Raw genomic sequence first — 15,587 nt, forward strand, 5'->3', positions numbered from 1 at the left:
CGATGCGCCCGTCTGCGGCAGGGTTGCGGTACGACGTCCAGTCGGGAGATAGTGGACCGACCGGTCAATCAAGTTGTCATAGGGGACTAAATTGGCAGTGCCAGCGCAGCGTCGGGACCAGCAGGCCGACGTGGTCATCGTCGGCGCCGGGATCCTGGGCATCAACCAGCTGTACCGGGCCGTTCAGGCAGGCTACTCGGTGCGGCTGCTCGAACAGGCCGAGGGCGTCGGCGGCACCTGGTACTGGAACCGCTACCCGGGCTGCCGGTTCGACTCAGAGAGCTACACCTACGGGTACCTGTTCTCCGAGGAACTGTGGCAGGAGTGGGACTGGTCGGAGGAATTCGCGCCGCAGCCGGAGACCGAGCGGTACCTCAACTACGTGGTGGACAAGTTCGACCTGCGCCGCCACATCAGGTTCGGCAGCAAGGTCAACTCGGCGGTGTGGGACGAGGAAGCCAGCGAGTGGACGACAGGCACCGAGGACGGATTCCAGATCCGCTCCAGGTACCTGATCGCCGCCACCGGCGTGCTGTCCGTGCCGCAGTACCCCGACGTGCCAGGCCGTGAGGACTTCCGCGGGCAGACCTACCACCCGGTGCGCTGGCCGAAGGAGCCGGTGGACTTCCGCGGCAAGCGCGTCGCCGTCATCGGCACCGGGTCGACCGGCGTCCAGATCGGGCCCGCGATCGCGGACGAAGTCGAGTCGCTCGTCATGTACCAGCGCTCCGCCACCTGGGCGACGCCGCTGAACAACCACCCCATCTCGGCCGAGCAGCAGGCGCACCTCAAGGCGAACTTCGCGCCGATCAAGGCCGAACTCGACGCCTCGGTCGGCGGCTTCCTGCACAAGCCGGCCGGCAAGAAATGGACCGACGACACGCCGGAGCAGCGGCAGGAGTTCTTCGAGTCGGTCTGGAACAGCCCGGGGTTCGCGAAGATCAGCGCGAACTACGACGACCTCATTTTCAACAAGGAAGCCAACGCCGGCTGGTGCGCCTTCATGGCGGACAAGATCCGCGAGATCGTCAAGGACCCGGCCACCGCGGAGAAGCTGATCCCCACCGACCACCTCTACGTCGGCCTGCGCCCGCCGTACGTCACCGGCTACTACGAGATGTACAACAAGCCCAACGTCGAGTTGGTCTCGCTCCGCGAGACGCCGATCGTCAAGGTCACCGAGACCGGCATCGAGACGGCGGACGGGCTGCGCGAGTTCGACATCATCATCTGGGCGACCGGCTTCGACTTCGGCAGCGGCGCCATGCTGCGGATGGGCATCACCGGGGCGGACGGGCTGCGGCTTGCCGACTACTGGGCCGACGGGCCGCTCACCTACCTCGGCATCATGACCCGCGGATTCCCCAACTTCTTCTTTCCCGGCGGCCCGCACGGCGCCGCAGGCAACAACCCCCGCTACGGGGAGCTTCAGGTCTGCTTCGTGCAGGACCTCATCGATTACGCCGGCGCGCACGCGCACCGCCGTATCGAGGTGCCGAAGGAAGCCGAGCAGGCCTGGATGGACATGATCGCCCAGCTTGAGGCGTACTCGCCGTTCCAGAAGCGGGGCCAGTACTACGGCGCCAACACCCCGGGCAAGCCGAAGGTGTACCTGCTCAACCCGGGCGGCAGGCCGAAGCTTGACGAGTTCATGGCCAAGGCGGTCGCCAGCGGCTACCAGGGCTTCTTCGAAGGAGAAAAGTGATGAGCCCACTGCGGCTTGACGGTCGTGTCGCGGCGGTCACCGGCGCCGGCCGGGGAATCGGCCGCGCCTACGCGCTGCTGCTCGGCGAACTCGGTGCGAAGGTCGTGGTGAACGACCTCGGCGGATCGACCCTCGGCACCGGCGGAGACGCGGGCCCGGCCGACGAGGTGGTCAATCAGATCGAGGCGGCGGGGGGTGCGGCGGCCGCCAACTACGCCGACGTCTCCACCGTCGAGGGCGGCAAGTCGGTCATCGACACCGCGGTGGAGCACTTCGGCGGCATCGACATCGTGGTCAACAACGCGGGGAACATGGTGTGGGGGGCGCTGCCCGAGGCGACGATCGACACTATCGAGGCGCACTGGGCGGTGCACGTCCGCGGGTCGTTCAACACCCTGCACGCGGCCTGGCCGCACTTCCTCGAGAAGAACTACGGCCGGGCCATCCTCACCACCTCAATCGGCATGTTCGGCCTGCCGGACAACCTCGGCTACGCGATCGCCAAGGCCTCCATGATCGGCATGGCCAAGAGCCTGACGGTGGGCAGGGGCGACGCCAACATCAATATCAACTGCATCGCGCCCAACGCGATGACCCGGATCTCCGGCCGCACCGAGGAAGAGCAGGCACAGGCGGCACGGGCGGCCGAGTCGGTCCCGCCGATGGACCCGGTCAACGTCGCGCCCATGGTCGCCTACCTGGCTCATGAGTCGTGCCAGGTCAGCGGCGAGACTTACCTGGCCGGCGGCGGCCGCTTCGCGCGCCTGTTCGTCGGGGTCACCGACGGCTACCTGCAGCCCGGCCTGACCGGCGCGACCATCGACGACGTGGCGGCCAACTGGACGGCGATCAACGACGAGTCCGGCTACTACGTGCCGGGCGACCTGATGGACTGCGTAGGCCACTACATGTCCCACCTGCGCGGGTAGGCACCGTGACTGGCATACTTACCGGGAAAAGGGCCCTGGTCACCGGCGCCTCGTCGGGGATCGGCCGCAGCGCCGCCGTCGCCCTCGCCGCGGCGGGTGCGCAGGTGGCCCTCGTCGCCCGCCGGGCCGACCGGCTGGCAGAGCTGGCCGCCCAGATCGAGGCCGACGGCGGCAAGGCGCTCGCCCGCGTCGCCGACGTCACCGACGAGGCCGACGCCAGCCAGGCGGTGCGGGACGCGGCCGCTCACTTCGGCGGCCTCGACATCCTGGTCAACGCGGCGGGCATGACGCAGACCGGCAAGGTGGAGAACGCCGATCTCGACGACTGGCGGTACGTGGTCGAGCTCAACTTCTGGGCGTCTTTGTATACCGCGCGGGCGGCGATACCGGCGCTCAAGGCCGCAGGCGGCGGGGATATCGTCAACATCTCCTCCACCGCGGGCCGCCGGGCGGTCGGCGCGACGTTCGGACCCTACGCGGCGAGCAAGTTCGCGCTGACCGCGTTCAACGAGTCGCTCCGTGCGGAGGTGACGCTGTCCGGCATCCGGGTGTCTATCATCGAGCCCGGCGCGACCGCCACCGAGATCCACGAGCACATCAAGGACGCAGGAGTCCGGGAGTTCACCAGGCAGCACGTGGAGAAGGACGGCGCGATGCAGCCGGAGGACGTCGCGGAGGCGATCGTCTTCGTGGTCAGCCTGCCGCGCCGCGTGAACGTCTCGCAGCTGGTGATCCGGCCGTCCGTCGACGCCCGCGTGCTATGACCCCATCCACCCCCGTCACCGAACCACCAGATCAGGAGCACCGACGTGGACATCGACGGCATCGACTACACCGACCCGTCGCTCGCGACCGACCCCTACCGGCACCTCGACTACCTGGCCGCGAACCGGCCGGTCTACCGAGAGCCGCGCCACGGGGTAGTGATGGTGACCGGGCACGAGGAAGCGATCACGGTGCTGAAGAGCCCTGACCTGTTCTCCTCCGCCACCCTCATCGCGGGCCCTGACCCGTGGTCGCTGCTCCCGGAGCGGCCCGACGGCGACGACATCACCGAGTTCGTCAACGCTCACCGTCAGTACCTGCCGCAAAATGACCAGATCGTCACCGCCGACCCGCCGGTGCACACCGCGCAGCGGGCGCTGCTGATGGGGCTGATCACGCCCAAGCGGCTGAAGGAGAACGAGGAGTTCATCTGGCGGCTCACCGACCGCCAGCTTGACTACATCCTGCCCCGCGGCACGGCCGAGCTGATGGCCGACTACGCGCAGCCTTACACGCTGCTCATCATCGCCGACCTGCTCGGGGTGCCGGAGGAAGACCACGAGATGCTGCTCGCCAGGCGCGGCATGGCCCAGATGCCTGGCACCAGGCCGGGCGTCGTCTCCGAGCACAAGCCGGCTCCCGCCACCTCCGGGCACAACACGCTGGAGATCTTCTACGACTACTTCTCGGAGAAGATCGCCGAGCGGCGCGAGCAGCCGCTGAACGACGTGCTGACCGGCATGGCCCAGGCGCTGTTCCCCGACGGCAGCGTCCCCGAGCCGATCGAGGTCGCCAGGATCGCGTCCAACCTGTTCGCCGCCGGGCAGGAGACCACCGTGCGGCTGATCGCTACCGCCCTGCGGCGCATCGCCGAGGAGCCGCAGACCCAGGCGGAGCTGCGGGCCAACCGTGACCTGGTTCCCCGGTTCGTCGAGGAGGTGCTGCGCACCGAGGGCCCCATCCTTGGCGAGTACCGGCTGGCGATCAAGACGACCGAGCTTGGCGGCGTGCACATCCCCGCGGGCACGCAGATCTTCCTGTCCAACGGGGCCGCCAACCGCGACCCGCGCCAGTTCGAGTGTCCGGCCGAGTTCCGGGCGACGCGGGAGAATGTCCGGCGTCACATCGCCTTCGGTCATGGCGTCCACACCTGCCCCGGCGCACCGCTCGCCCGGTCGGAGACGCGGATCACGATCGAGCGGCTGCTCGACCGGACGGCCGATATCCGCATCAACGAAGCCGCGCATGGCCCCGCGGGCAGCCGTCACTACGACTACCTGAAGACGCACATGTTCCACGGCATCGCCACCCTGCACCTCGACTTCACCGTGCGAGACTGAGAGCCATGGCCGCCACCGCCCACAGTGAGATACGCGTCGACCGGAGCCTGTGCATGGGGTCCGGGCAGTGCTGCTGGTACGCACCGAACACGTTCGACCAGGATGACGAGACGATCGCGATCGTGACCGACCCCCAGGGCGACCCGGAAGAGGCGATAAGGTCCGCCGTCAGCGGCTGTCCGACCGGGGCGCTCTCGATCGTGGAGAACGAGGCAGAGTAAGAGGAACGGGTGCGGCTGACTCCCGCACCCGCCGCCCGCTCATCTCGGCCGGGGAGCCGTTCGGGCACGGTTTCCGCTCCCGGCCGTAGTGTTCGGCTGAGCGGAACTTAAGCGTTGTGGGCTGGGCGTTTCCGGACAAGAATGCCTGGAACACCGGCGGCCGCTGGCAGGGAGCGTACGGCTCTTCGCTCACGATGGCGACCGCCGCCTGCCAGCCGAGCTCGCGAAGCGGCTGGCCGACCCCCCATACTCGAGGTTCTTGTTCTGAACGGTCAGTTTTATGCGCGAGCGAGCAGATGTCAACGCACCGTTGCTGTTGACTCCAACCCGTCATAGACCGCATTCTTATGACCAACCGGTCGGTACACAAATGACGGCACGGTAGCTGAGGAGTTGGTTAAAGGTGACTGATATCCGGCAGGCGCTTTCTCGTGAGCGCACCCGCACGTACGCGGGCGCGCTCGTGGTCGCGGCCATCGTTGCCGTCATCATCCAGCAGTCCTGGAGCGGGCTGCCCGTCACGGGAAGCGCCATTCTCGGGTTTGTCATCACCGGGATAGCGCTCGGCTCCATCTACGGTGTCGCCGCGCAGGGCCTGGTCGTCACCTACGCGACCTCGGGCGTGTTCAACTTCGCGCAGGGCGCGATCGGCATGTTCCTGGCGTTTGTGTACTGGGAGTTCCGGGTCGACATCGGGCTGCCCACCATCGTCGGGATCTTGCTGACGGTGCTGGTGGCCGCCCCCATCATGGGCGTGCTCATCGAGCGGGGAATCATGCGATACCTCACCGACTCACCGATCGTCGCCCAGCTGGTGGTGACAATCGGCCTGATGCTCGGCCTGATGGGCCTGGCCGCGTCGCTGTGGAACCCCAACACCTCGCACACCATCCCGACGTTCTTCGGCAGCAGTGGCTTCAACATCGGCAGCACCTTCCTGCCGTACTACCGGGTCGTCACCATCGCCACCGGTATCGCCGTCGGCCTGCTGCTCCGCTTCCTGCTCTACCACACGCGGCTCGGCGTCACGATGCGCGCGGTCGTCGACAACCGTGAGCTGACCGTGCTCAACGGCGCCCGCCCGGCCTCCGCCACGATGACCGCGTGGGCGCTCGGCTCGTCCATGGCCGCGCTGGCCGGCATCTTCCTGTCTGAGGAGCTGAGCACCCTCGACCCGGGCACGCTGACCCTGTTCATCGTCGACGCGTTCGCGGCGGCCATCATCGCCCGGCTGCGCAGCCTGCCCATGGCGTACGTCGGCGGCCTGATCATCGGCCTTACGCTGTCCTTCCAGGAGAACTTCCTGAGCTGGACCGGCCGCTGGACGTCGGCGCCGCAGGCCATCCCGGCCGCCCTGCTGTTCATCGCGGTGCTGTTCGTCAAGGACGCGCGGATCAAGGGCAGGGCCAAGCCGCGGAAGACCGCCGACCGCATCCCGGCTACCCGCAACGCCCTGCTCGGCTTCGCCGCCCTTATCGTGATCGCGGCCGTCTGCGCCGCCACCCTCGACCGGACCAACCTGCGGATGGTCACGCTCGTCGTGCTCACCGCGTTCGTGATGCTGTCCCTCGTGCCGCTGACCGGCTGGGCCAACCAGATCAGCCTGGCGCAGATCACCCTGGTCGGCTTCGGCGCGTTCGCCATGGTGGAGTGGGGCTTCAACGGCAACGTGCTCGGCCTGCTCATCGCGGCCGCCCTCACGGTGCCCGTCGGCATGATCATGGCCGGGCCCGCCATCCGGCTGCAGGGCATTTACCTGGCCCTGGCGACGATGGCGTTCGCCCGCCTAGCCGAGTTCCTGTTCTTCGACCAGCCGCACGTATTCGGCAACGGCAACCTGCAGGTGCCTCCCCTGTCGGTGTTCGGTCTGCAAGTGGAGAACCCGTTCAGCTTCCTCGGGATCTCGTTCGCGCAGGGCGCCGGGTTCCTGATCTTCACGACGATCCTGTTCAGCGTCGTCGGCCTGATCGTTATCGCAGTGCAGCGGCGCAGCTTCGGGCGGCGGTTGGTCGCGCTGCGGGACAGTCCCGACGCCGCCTCCATGCTCGGCATGAGCCTCACGCTGACCAAGCTGGGCGTGTTCATGTTCTCCGCGGCGATCGCCGGCCTGGCCGGCGGCCTGTTCGCCTTCTACTACACCTCGGTCGGCACTACCGACTTCCAGCTCACCGCGGGCCTGCCGTACCTGCTCTTGCTGGTCGTGGGCGGCGTGTCGGTGGTCGGCGGCACGGTGGTCGGCGCGATCCTCCTCGTGCAGTTCGCCTGGCTGAACCAGGCGTTCCCCGACAACACCTTCCTCACCTGGTTCGCCAACCTCGGCCCCGGCCTGATCGGCATCGGCGTCGGCAGGAACCCGGAGGGCATCTGGGAGCACGAGGTCCAGAACATCGCCAAGCTGCGCAGGCGGCTGATGGGCGCCAAGCCAGCACCGGAGCGCGCCGCGGAGACGACCGGCCTGTCCGAGGTACGCGAGCTGACCCGGCTGCCCTCGCCGGCGGCGCGCGCCAACACCGGCCGGCCCGCGGTGGAACTGCGGGACGTCAGCGTCCGCTTCGGCGGCCTGCTCGCCGTCAACAAGGTGAGCCTCGACCTGCAGGACGGGCAGATCATCGGCCTCATCGGGCCGAACGGCGCAGGCAAGACAACGCTGTTCAATGTCGCCACCGGCATGCAGGAACCGAACCAGGGCCGGATCTTCGTCGACGGCAAGGACGTGACAGGCGCGCGGCCCAACCAGTTCGCCAGGCTCGGCCTCGCCCGCACCTTCCAGCGCCTTGAGGTGTTCGGCTCGCTGTCCGTGCGGGACAACATCCGCGTGGCCGCCGACCTGCACCGCAGGCGCTGGGCGCGCACCGGGGCGGGACGACCGGACGTCATCGCGGAAACGATCATCGAGCACCTGGGCCTGCAGGCGGTGGCGGACACCCGGGCGGAGCTGTTGCCGACGGGAACCGCCCGGCTGGTGGAGGTGGCCCGCGCGCTGGCCACCCAGCCGCGGGTGCTGCTGCTCGACGAGCCCTCCTCCGGCCTGTCGGCGTCGGAGACCGAGACGTTCGCCGCGCTGCTGCGCGGGCTGGCCTCCACCGGCATCGCCATCCTGGTGGTCGAGCACGACATGGGGTTCATCATGAACCTCTGCCATCACATCGTGGTGCTCGACGCCGGACAGGTGATCGCGACCGGCACCCCGGCCGAGGTTCAGGTGGACCCGAGGGTCCTCGAGGCCTATCTCGGCACCGGCGGCGAGGAGGCGGGGCGTCCCGCGCTCGCCGAAGGCACGGGGGCTGGCACGGTGGCGGCCGAGCCGGCCGGGACCCGTCCGGTCGCCCTGGTCACCGAGCCGGCCGGGACAGCGCCGGCGAAGCCCCGGCCGGAGGCGGACGTGCCTGTCGCGCTCGCGCTCGACGGCGTGTCCGCGGGCTACGGCGGCATCGACGTGCTGCGGGACATCAGCCTGACCGTCCGCAGCGGCGAGGTGTGCGCCGTGCTCGGGCCGAACGGCGCGGGCAAGTCGACCGCGCTCAAGGTCCTTTCCGGGCAGCTGACGCCGACCAAGGGCACGGCGTCGATCAACGGTCAGCCGATCGCCGGCGTCCCCACCGAGCGACTGGTCCGCGGCGGGCTGTGCGTGGTCCCCGAGGGCCGGGGTGTCTTCCCGAACCTCACCGTCACCGACAACCTCAAGATGGCGAGCTTCGCCGGCGCCAGCTACGCGGACATCCTGGAGAAGTCCTTCCACCACTTCCCGCGGCTCGGCGAGCGCCGCACCCAGCTGGCGGGCAAGCTTTCCGGCGGTGAGCAGCAGATGCTCTCGATGGCCCGTGCCCTGGCCGTGAACCCGTCCATCCTGCTGGTCGACGAGCTGTCGATGGGTCTCGCGCCCAAGATCGTCGAGGAACTGTACGAGGTGCTCGCCGGCATCGCCAGGCAGGGCCTGACCATCCTGGTGGTGGAGCAGTTCGCGGCCGAGGTGCTGAAGGTGGCCGACTCAGGCGCGCTGCTAATCAACGGGCGAATTACCTTCCACGGCGAGCCCGGGGTGGTCGGCGACATGGTCAGCTCCGCGTACCTCGGCGGTGAGCACACGGCGCCCGCACCCGAGCGGGTCCGCGAGGCAAGCGGGCCGGTCGCCGCCAGCTGACGCACGGCCGCTGCCCTTGTCGTCTCCCCGATCGGAAGGCCATGACCGAACCACCCATGACCGAGCGGCCAGGCGTCATCCGGCTGCCCGCACGCGACATCCCGGTGCCCGCCTCGGTAAGCAAAGAAGCCCAGGCGGTGATCGCGAACACGCCCGCGCAGCGCACAGAGTACCCGCCCCTGGACGATCCGGCGGCCTGGCGGGCGATGATCGCCGCCCATGACGGCGCGATCGCGGCGATGATGGCGGGCCGCGCCGCCGCCCCGGTCACGGTGCGGCACCGGGACCTCGGCGGCTGCCGCGTCTACGAGATCACGCCCGACGGCCTCGCCGACGATGACGACCGCGTCTACCTCGACATCCACGGCGGCGGGTTCATCTGGGGCGGCGGCGAGCTCTGCGCCACGATGGCCACCGGCACCGCCGTCCGCATGGCGGCCCGGGTGTGGGCGGTCGACTACCGGATGCCGCCCGATCATCCCTTCCCCGCCGCGCTCGACGACTGTCTCGCCGCCTACCGGGCGCTGCTCGGCGAGCGGCCGCCGGAGCGGATCATCATCGGCGGCGCCTCGGCCGGAGGCAACCTCGCCGCCGCGCTCATCCTGCGCGCCCGCGACGAGGGCCTGCCGTTGCCGGCCGCCACGGTGCTGATGACGCCGGGCGCGGACCTCACCGAGTCCGGCGACTCCCATCAGGTCAACCTGGGCCTTGATCCGCTCATCCCCGGCAGCGGCCGGCCGGCGTTCCTGCTCTACGCGGCCGGGCAGGACCTCAGTCACCCGTACCTGTCGCCGCTGAACGGCGACTTCGCCGGGGGCTTCCCGCCCGCCATCCTCACCACCGGCACCCGCGACATGCTGCTGTCCGACACCGTGCTGCTGCACCGGGCGCTGCGCCGGGCCGGCGTCCCCGCCGAGCTGCACGTCACCGAGGCGGCCGGGCACGGCGGGTTCATGGGCATGGCACCAGAAGACCAGGAGATCCTCCGGGAGGTCAGGCGGTTCGCCGACGCCCACTGGAGCAAGGAGACGCGATGACAAGCGTGCGGCAGCCGGCCGAACCCGAGGCGCGAACCATCGCGGGCGCGGTGCGCGGCCGGGCCGAGGGCGGCCTGGCGGTCTTCCGCGGCATCCCGTTCGCGCAGCCGCCGACCGGCCCGGCCAGGTTCGCCACTCCCCAGCCGGTGACGCCGTGGGATGGCGTGCGTGACGCGACCGCGTTCGGCCCGCCGCCACCGCAGTCGAGTGTCTTCGGCCCCGCCCCGGTGCCCGCCAGCGACGACTGGCTGACGCTGAACGTGTGGACGCCGGCCGCCGACCCGGCCGCCAGGCGACCGGTGCTTGTCTGGATCTACGGTGGCGCCTACAAGGTTGGCTCGGCCGAGATCCCCGCCTATGACGGCAGCCGTCTTGCGCGCGAGGGCGACCAGGTGCTTGTCACCTTCAATTACCGCACCGGCATGGAGGGCTTCGCCTATCTCGACGGTGCGCCCGCCAACCGTGGCCTGCTCGACCAGGTGGCGGCGCTTAACTGGGTGCGCGACAACATCGCCGCCTTCGGCGGCGACCCCGCCGAGGTCACCGTGTTCGGCCAGTCGGCCGGGGGCGGCTCGGTCGCCTCGCTGCTCGCCATGCCGCGGGCGGCGGGCCTGTTCCGCCGGGCGATCGCGCAGAGCGTCCCCGGCCTGTACTACTCACCCCCGCTGGCGGCCGATATCGCCGCGGCCATCGCGGCCGAACTCGGGCTGCGGGCGACCGTCGCCGACCTGTCCGCAGTGGACCCGGTGCGGCTGGTGGCCGCGGGGGACGCGGTGGACCGCAAGCTCAGCCAGTACGAGGACCGCTGGGGCCAGGTGGCGCTGACCGACACCCCGTTCGCGCCGGTCGTCGACGGCGACGTGCTCCCGGTGACACCCTGGGCGGCGCTGGCCGCGGGTGCCGCCCGCGACGTGCCGCTGATCGTCGGCCACACCAGGGACGAGGCCAGGCTTGGCCTCGTCATGAGCGGCCAGCTTGGCAAGATCAGCGAGGAACAGGCGGGCAAGCGCCTGCGCGTTCTCGGGCCGGGGCCCGACGGCGAGCAGGCCTACCGCGCCGCCTTCCCTGACGCGTCCGCGGAGCGGCTGTACGAGCTGATCCAGAACGACTGGGTGTTCCGCATGCCGACCCTGCAGCTGGCCGAGGCGCAGACGGCCGCCGGGGGAATGGCCTACCTCTACGAGCTGGCCTGGCCCGCTCCCGTCAACGGCGGCATCCTGGGCGCCTGCCACGGGCTTGACGGGCCCCTCGTCTTCGGCAACCTGGAAGGGGGCCTCGCCGGCCGGCTGATCGGCCCGCCGCCGGTCCCGGCCGCCGAAGAGATGTCGGCTCAGTTCCGTACGGCCTGGACCAGGTTCGCCGCGACCGGCGATCCCGGCTGGCCCGCCTACGACCCCCGCGAACGCCTCACCCGTGTCTTCGACATCCCGCCCGCGGTTGTCCCCTACCCGGCCGAGACCTCACGCCGCCTCTGGCAGGACCACGTACCGCCCCGCCCGCTACCGCTGGCCACCTGACGGCATTCTCGCCCGGCTCATCGCCGACGTCAGCGGATCCCGCCGCTCACCGTCGGGCCGGTCGCCGCCATGACGTACTTGACGAGGCTGACGAGCACCTGCTTGACGGACTCCCGCTGCCGTGCGTCGCACAGCACGATGGGCACCTCGGGCCCCAGGCTCAGCGCGATCCTGATGTCTTCCGGCTGGAATCGCGGTGCGTCGTCGAAGCAGTTGACGGCGATGACGAAGGGCGTGCCGTTCCGCTCGAAGTAGTCGATGGAGGCGAAGCAGTCGGCGACCCGCCGGGTGTCGGCGAGTATCACGGCGCCGATCGCGCCGATTGCCAGCTCATCCCACATGAACCAGAAACGCTGCTGACCTGGCGTGCCGAACAAGTAGAGCACCAGGCCCGACGGGAAGCTTATCCGGCCGAAGTCCATGGCCACCGTGGTGGTCGTCTTGCCGCTCACCGCGCGGGTGTCGTCGATGCCCACGCTGAGATCGCTCAACTGCTCCTCGGTGCGCAGCGGCCTGATCTCGCTGATCGCGCCGACAAAGGTGGTCTTTCCCACCCCGAAGCCCCCGGCGACGAGGAACTTGGCGGTCGACGGCGGTCTCCCCGCGGCGTCGGCGCCATTAGAGCGATTGAAGTCCATCGAGCACCATCCTCAACAGGCGCTGGTCGGTATGGGGTTTACGCTGGGCAGGCACCACGCGCAGCAGTCCCTCGTCGATGAGGTCGCCCATCAGCACGCGCACCACCCCGACGGGAAGGTCGGTCTCCGAGGCGACGTCGATGACGGGCTTGGGCCCCTGGCAAAGCTCCATGATCCTGCGGTGCTCGGGTCCGGGCCGGAAGTGCGGCTGCGGCCATGCCCCAGTCGCCGCCACGACGTCAATAAGCCCGAAACGGGACCCGGTGCCCGGGGCGGTCCGCCCCTTCGTCACCGCGTAGGGCCGCACGACGGGGCCGGCGTCCCCGTCGAGCCAGCGGCTCCCATGCCCGTCCTCGCCCGCGCCCGTCATGTCCGGTACCCGTCTCGCATGGTTACTCCAGCCCTATTCCGCCAACGGGGAACCGCGGCTCTGCCGCGAGGTACTTGCCCATGCGGCGGACAAGCATTGCCATCTCATAGGCGATGACGCCCACGTTGGGGTCGGCTGACGTCAGCACCGCGAGGCACGTTCCCCGCCCCGCCGCGATGACGAACAGGAACGCGTTTTCCATCTCGATGATGGTCTGCCGCACCTTGCCGCCGCGGAAATGCTCCCCGGTTCCCCTGGCCAGGCTCTGCACCCCGGCCGCCAGCGCGGACAGGTGCTCACTGTCCTCGCGGGACAAGCCTCGTGACGCGGCAACCACCAGGCCGTCCCTGGACAGGATGAGTGCCTGCTCGACGTGCTCAACCTGCTCGACGAGGTTGTCGAGCAGCCAGCTGAGCTGCCCGGTCGCGTCGGTCTGTGTCATTACCGGTTCTCCCTACCAGTCAATCGCGTCGGCATCGTCGAGGTCGTCCATTCGTCCGCGCTTCCACCCTCGCTCCATCTGCGACATCATGTCACGGACCGCCTCCGGCGCCCTTTCGTCGACGCCCGGCTCTTCGCGTGCCTGTGCGCCCCCCTGACGGCCGTCCCGCAACTGCGGTGCCATGCTGGCCTGCGGCACCCGGATGGGCATCCCGAGGTGACTGCCTGACGAGGCTGGCCCCTGCGACGTCCCCCAGGGGTCCGCGCCGCGCGATGGCGGCTCGGGTGCGGCCCTCCAGCGGTCCGCGCCGCGCGGCGGCGGCTCCGGTGCTGGCCTCCAGCGGTCCGCGCCGCGCAACGGCGGCGGCTCGGGTGCCGCCGCCGTCGTCACCGCTGGCGGCTCCATCTCCCAGGGGGCACGGGGGACGGACCGCGGTGCGGGGACGTTCTCCGGCTCCGCCGTCCGTCCGTTGCCGGGCCCTTCGGCCACGCGGCCCGTCACCGCCATCCGCAGCCGGTGCCGCCCCGTCCCGATCGACGCCGCCGTTCCCGGGGCCATGTCCGGTGGAATCACCCAGCTCTCGTCCGAGACCGGCATCTCGTCCTCGTCCCGCACGATCACGCCGAACGGCACCCGGACGATCGCTGTCGTGCCGCCGTAGGCCGACTCGCGGAGCGAGACCCTGATGCCGTGCCTGGCCGCCAGCCGGCTGACGATGAACAGCCCGAGCTGGTCGCTGTTGGCGAGGTCGAACTCCGCCGGACTGGCCAGGCGCTGGTTGATGGCGTCGCGTTCCGGCTCGCTCACGCCAAGACCGCGGTCCTCGATCTCCGCCACCAGGCCCGTCCCGACCCGGTCCGCTCTGACCTCGATGCGCGTGTTGGGCGGGGAGAACACTGTGGCGTTCTCCACCAGCTCGGCGACGAGGTGGATGAGGTCGTTTACCGCGTTGCCCGCGACCAGGTCGCGCGATTCGCTGACGACGTCGACGCGCACGTAGTCCTCGACCTCGGCGACCGCCGCGCGCAGCACGTCGACGACTGGCACCGGCTCGCGCCACCCACGGCCCGGCGTGGAGCCCGACAGGATGATGAGGCCCTCGGCGTGCCTGCGCATGCGGGTGGTGAGGTGGTCGAGGCGGAAGAGCTCGGCCAGGGCGGTGGGATCGCTGGTCCGGCGCTCCATGGAGTCGAGCATCTTCAGCTGCCGGTGCAGCAGCGACTGATTGCGCATGGAGATGTTCAGGAAGACCTGGTTGACGCCCTTGCGCAGCCTCGCCTGGTCGACCGCCGCCTCGACCGCCGCCCCCTGCACCGTGAAGAAGGAATCGGCGATGGCGGAGATTTCCCTGATGGAGCTCGAGCCTGGCGGCGGCGATTCCGCGCGGACGTCCACGTCCTCACCGCGGCGGAGCCGGCCGACGACCCGCGGCAGCCGTTCCTCCGCCATTTCGCGGACGGAGCTGTTCAGTCCGCCGAGGTCCCTGGTGACCTTGCGGCCGAACCAGACCAGGAGGAACACCGACACCACGACCGCGGCCAGGCCGACGCCGCCGGCGCTAATGGCCTCGGTGAGCAGCCGGTTGCTCTCGTTCGAGCTCATGGCTTGCAGCGCCGGCGCGTCGGTCTCGTTCTGGCTCTGGTACGTGGCCCCGAGGTAGGCAGTGGTCACCGACAGCCAGGTCTTACCGTTCACCGGGACCTGGTTTCCCGTGCTGTCGAGTATCTGGGTCTCCATGGCCTGGAACTGCCGGTAGGCCGGAGAGTCGTTGACGTAGCTGGGATAGAGGTTAGCGGGGACCAGCGCCTGGGTCTCGCGAAGGAGTTCGTGCCGCTCTGCCGCGGCGCCCGCGAACAGTTCCCTGATGGCGGGAGTCAGGCGGCCGCCGTCGCTCAGCGTGCCGTCGATGAGCGCGGCCTCCCTGCTCGCCATCTCAAGCGCGTACGCCCCGTCGACGGCGCCGACCGAGACGCCGCCAAGCCCGCCGCCGCTCCGTTCGTTGACTGTCGAGTTGAAGTAGCCGAACTCCTCGTCGACGATGTCGCTGTACGCGGCGAATGCGGCCGACGCGCTCATCGTGCCTGAGTCGACGGCCTTGCGGATGGCGGGGATCCGGTTCAGGTCGGCGATCAGTGCGCTCAGCACCGGGTTTGCTGTTCCCTCGATCGCCACCAGCGCGGTCCTGGCCGGCGGCACCGCCTTGTCGACCAGCTTCCGCGCGGCGAGGATGGGTGCCCGCGGTGCTCGCTGACCGCTCAGCAGCCAGACGTAGGTCTGCGCCCGTTCCTGGGGCAGCTGGCTCACCAGCCCGTAGACTCCGGCGTTGGTTGTCTGGCTGCTCGCGTTGTACGCCCGGTCCTTGATGGCGGCGTTGACCGTGATGCTGGCCGCGAAGCCCCACAGTGCGAGCAGGGAAACCAGGGGCACCGCGATCATGGCGATCAGGAACGTCCTGAGCGGTCGTGAATGGACGCGACGTCGG

Annotated in this window: 12 protein-coding genes; 8 read left to right on the plus strand and 4 right to left on the minus strand. The window is 69.8% G+C overall.

What is annotated here, in order from left to right:
• Positions 1-97: 97 nt before the first annotated feature.
• From EAS64_RS27415 to EAS64_RS27450, 8 genes are all read left to right on the plus strand, one after another.
• Positions 98-1,705 (plus strand): flavin-containing monooxygenase, encoded by a 1,608-nt coding sequence (locus EAS64_RS27415; protein ID WP_145857606.1) that lies wholly within the window; start codon positions 98-100, stop codon positions 1,703-1,705.
• Positions 1,705-2,634 (plus strand): SDR family oxidoreductase, encoded by a 930-nt coding sequence (locus EAS64_RS27420; protein ID WP_145857608.1) that lies wholly within the window; start codon positions 1,705-1,707, stop codon positions 2,632-2,634. The genes EAS64_RS27415 and EAS64_RS27420 overlap by 1 nt, the downstream gene beginning before the upstream one ends.
• Before the next feature lie 5 nt (positions 2,635-2,639).
• Positions 2,640-3,398 (plus strand): SDR family oxidoreductase, encoded by a 759-nt coding sequence (locus EAS64_RS27425; RefSeq protein WP_145857610.1) that lies wholly within the window; start codon positions 2,640-2,642, stop codon positions 3,396-3,398.
• Positions 3,399-3,443: 45 nt separating this feature from the next.
• Complete coding sequence (locus EAS64_RS27430; protein WP_145857612.1) at positions 3,444-4,739, plus strand: cytochrome P450; 1,296 nt, start codon at positions 3,444-3,446, stop codon at positions 4,737-4,739.
• Between the two features lie 5 nt (positions 4,740-4,744).
• On the plus strand, positions 4,745-4,960 hold the full coding sequence (locus EAS64_RS27435; RefSeq protein ID WP_145857613.1) for a ferredoxin: 216 nt from the start codon (positions 4,745-4,747) through the stop codon (positions 4,958-4,960).
• Between the two features lie 403 nt (positions 4,961-5,363).
• Positions 5,364-9,101 carry an ATP-binding cassette domain-containing protein gene (locus tag EAS64_RS46160; RefSeq protein WP_145857615.1) on the plus strand — a complete coding sequence of 1,246 codons (3,738 nt, stop codon included), beginning with the start codon at positions 5,364-5,366 and terminating at the stop codon, positions 9,099-9,101.
• 41 nt (positions 9,102-9,142) lie between these two features.
• The gene (locus tag EAS64_RS27445) at positions 9,143-10,138 is read left to right on the plus strand and encodes an alpha/beta hydrolase (RefSeq protein WP_222849647.1); all 996 of its coding nucleotides are present in this window, start codon (positions 9,143-9,145) and stop codon (positions 10,136-10,138) included.
• Positions 10,135-11,655, plus strand: coding sequence for a carboxylesterase/lipase family protein (locus tag EAS64_RS27450; protein ID WP_145857617.1), 1,521 nt, complete (start codon positions 10,135-10,137; stop codon positions 11,653-11,655). Before EAS64_RS27445 ends, EAS64_RS27450 begins: the two co-directional genes overlap by 4 nt.
• A gap of 29 nt (positions 11,656-11,684) precedes the next feature.
• On the opposite strand, the gene EAS64_RS27455 is transcribed toward EAS64_RS27450, so the two are convergent.
• The 4 genes from EAS64_RS27455 to EAS64_RS27470 are packed head-to-tail and all read right to left on the minus strand — an operon-like array spanning position 11,685 to position 15,541.
• On the minus strand, positions 11,685-12,293 hold the full coding sequence (locus tag EAS64_RS27455; protein ID WP_145857619.1) for a GTP-binding protein: 609 nt from the start codon (positions 12,291-12,293) through the stop codon (positions 11,685-11,687).
• Entirely contained in the window at positions 12,274-12,663 is a 390-nt protein-coding gene (locus EAS64_RS27460) for a DUF742 domain-containing protein (RefSeq protein ID WP_145857621.1), read from the minus strand. Before EAS64_RS27460 ends, EAS64_RS27455 begins: the two co-directional genes overlap by 20 nt.
• Before the next feature lie 22 nt (positions 12,664-12,685).
• Positions 12,686-13,105 carry a roadblock/LC7 domain-containing protein gene (locus EAS64_RS27465; protein ID WP_145857623.1) on the minus strand — a complete coding sequence of 140 codons (420 nt, stop codon included), beginning with the start codon at positions 13,103-13,105 and terminating at the stop codon, positions 12,686-12,688.
• Positions 13,106-13,117: 12 nt separating this feature from the next.
• Positions 13,118-15,541 carry a sensor histidine kinase gene (locus tag EAS64_RS27470; protein ID WP_187366215.1) on the minus strand — a complete coding sequence of 808 codons (2,424 nt, stop codon included), beginning with the start codon at positions 15,539-15,541 and terminating at the stop codon, positions 13,118-13,120.
• Between the last annotated feature and the right edge of the window lie 46 nt (positions 15,542-15,587).

Origin of the sequence: Trebonia kvetii (assembly GCF_007827045.1) — a bacterium.
Classification (GTDB): domain Bacteria; phylum Actinomycetota; class Actinomycetes; order Streptosporangiales; family Streptosporangiaceae; genus Trebonia; species Trebonia kvetii.

What these genes read in the sequence shown, in the direction of transcription:
- EAS64_RS27460 (WP_145857621.1), bottom strand. Translation starts at nt 12,663, where the DNA reads ATGACGGGCGCGGGCGAGGACGGGCATGGGAGCCGCTGGCTCGACGGG.
- EAS64_RS27470 (WP_187366215.1), bottom strand. Translation starts at nt 15,541, where the DNA reads ATGATCGCGGTGCCCCTGGTTTCCCTGCTCGCACTGTGGGGCTTCGCG.
- EAS64_RS27445 (WP_222849647.1), top strand. Translation starts at nt 9,143, where the DNA reads ATGACCGAACCACCCATGACCGAGCGGCCAGGCGTCATCCGGCTGCCC.
- EAS64_RS27420 (WP_145857608.1), top strand. Translation starts at nt 1,705, where the DNA reads ATGAGCCCACTGCGGCTTGACGGTCGTGTCGCGGCGGTCACCGGCGCC.
- EAS64_RS27450 (WP_145857617.1), top strand. Translation starts at nt 10,135, where the DNA reads ATGACAAGCGTGCGGCAGCCGGCCGAACCCGAGGCGCGAACCATCGCG.
- EAS64_RS27455 (WP_145857619.1), bottom strand. Translation starts at nt 12,293, where the DNA reads ATGGACTTCAATCGCTCTAATGGCGCCGACGCCGCGGGGAGACCGCCG.
- EAS64_RS27465 (WP_145857623.1), bottom strand. Translation starts at nt 13,105, where the DNA reads ATGACACAGACCGACGCGACCGGGCAGCTCAGCTGGCTGCTCGACAAC.
- EAS64_RS27435 (WP_145857613.1), top strand. Translation starts at nt 4,745, where the DNA reads ATGGCCGCCACCGCCCACAGTGAGATACGCGTCGACCGGAGCCTGTGC.